The 1,780-nt window shown below is 37.4% G+C and carries 1 protein-coding gene; it reads left to right on the top strand.

The window, feature by feature from the left end; genetic code table 11:
• The first annotated feature begins 789 nt into the window (after window positions 1-789).
• A complete protein-coding gene (locus RM368_RS38355; protein WP_322698910.1) occupies window positions 790-1,599 on the top strand; it encodes a phosphate/phosphite/phosphonate ABC transporter substrate-binding protein in 810 nt (269 codons plus the stop codon).
• Window positions 1,600-1,780 lie beyond the last annotated feature (181 nt).

Here is a 1,780-nt window from a genome sequence, read left to right as displayed (position 1 = left end):
TTCTAGTCTCAGCTTTTTTTTGGGCTTTTTTCAACCCGTCGAACTCACGTTAAAAGAAGCACCTTTGCCCGTTTTCTTTAACCCAAACCTACATCTGTAATATTTCTGTAGTAAACTGTTAGGAGTATGCTCTTTATCCGGTTTTATTACTTATTAACTATAAAGTCATTTTCAGTTTATTTTTTTCACCGATTTTTAGGTTTTTCTTTTAAAGGTGTATTTTTAGGGGGAACCACAAAAAAAGATACCAGTTGTGTTCTTAATTGCTTGTTGTGTGCCGTGGATCTGGTGGATCTTACTTTCGTATCTTTATGAGCGGGTAAGTGCCTTACCACCCAAATCGGGAAAATTGACTTGCATGAAGTGTTCGCCCAAAAGCCAAGATATTTAACTCCAGAGAAAGAAGAGATAGAGGTAAGATGAATTGTGGCAAAAATCAAATTAGGAGTCTTGTATTTTTGCGAAATTAGAGAATATAGAATATAATCTACACTAAGCCTATAGAATTACTGTTTTTTAAATTCTCTGTTAACAGGAGAAATCACAATGACATTAGCCCAAAACATTAGTATCCAAAACAATAATAGCGGAAATTATCATTCTTTGTAGAAAGGATTAAAAGCCTGAACATTTGTGTAAAAACGGCTGTGGTGGCTGGCATATTAATGTTCATACGACTGTTTTACGAATTATGCTGCTGAGTTTTGCTAGTCTGGAATTTTTATATATGAATGACTCTGGGCGGAAGTTAACTCAAGTTTTCTAGAAAAATACTGTTTTAAAACAAGAATGACTATATTAACAAGCTTACGGGCTGTATCCTACTTAGCTCCTAATTGGTTCGGATTATATCAGGCGATCACAGCTTATTTGGGTCGTGTTTTACAAGTAGAAATCCAACTACATCAAGGTGAATGCGATCCCCTCCAAGACCCTCTATTATTTCAAGACCAAATAGACCTAGCTTTTATTTGTGGATTACCACTAATTCGTTACAGTCAAGAAGTTATAGACCAATTGCAGACATTGGTTGCACCTGTGATGCAAGCATCCCGGTATGGCAACAGTCCTATTTACTATGCAGATGTAATTGTCAAGGCTGATAGTAATATCAAAAAGTTTGCCGATTTGTCAGGGAAAACATTTTGCTATAACGACCCTGGTTCTAACAGTGGTTATAATTTACTTCGTCACTGGTTAAGTCAAGAAAAATATCCGCAAAATTTCTTTGGAAAAACTATAGAATCAGGTTTTCATCAACGTTCAATTCGCTGGGTAGTTGAGGGGCTGGCGGATTGTGCAGCCATTGACAGTGTAGTGTTAGAACAAGAATTACGCGATATTCCAGAATTATCACAGCATTTGCGTGTGCTGGAAGCGATCGGCCCTTCTCCTATGCCACCATTGGTTGTAGCACAGCGTCTAAGTATCCCTTTAATTCAGCAAATGCTGATTAGCTTACTCCAACCAGATGCAGAGTTGCAAGGAGTTATGGAACAATTTGGTATTAGACGTTTTGCCGCAGTGAAGCTAGAAGAAAATTATCGGGTACTCAACCAGATTTACTGCGAACGCTCTTTTGTCAGTTTGTCTAGTTAACCCTGTTTTGTCACTCTTGGGAAAGAATAATCGAAGCAAGGTTCTGAAACTTTTATTGATTCAAGCTTTGAGGGAAGAGAAGAAAAACAGCCTTGTTGAATTCAGCAAGGCCATAACTTTTATATCCTATCCCTCTTCTGTCACTTTCCGGGTATTCTAAATAAAAGGACTAAAAGAAAAA

The sequence above is a fragment of the Nostoc sp. DedSLP03 genome (genome assembly GCF_034530815.1).
Taxonomy (GTDB): domain Bacteria; phylum Cyanobacteriota; class Cyanobacteriia; order Cyanobacteriales; family Nostocaceae; genus Nostoc.
The sequence above is the reverse complement of the archived record's forward strand: the minus strand, read 5'-3'. Positions and strand labels throughout refer to the sequence as shown.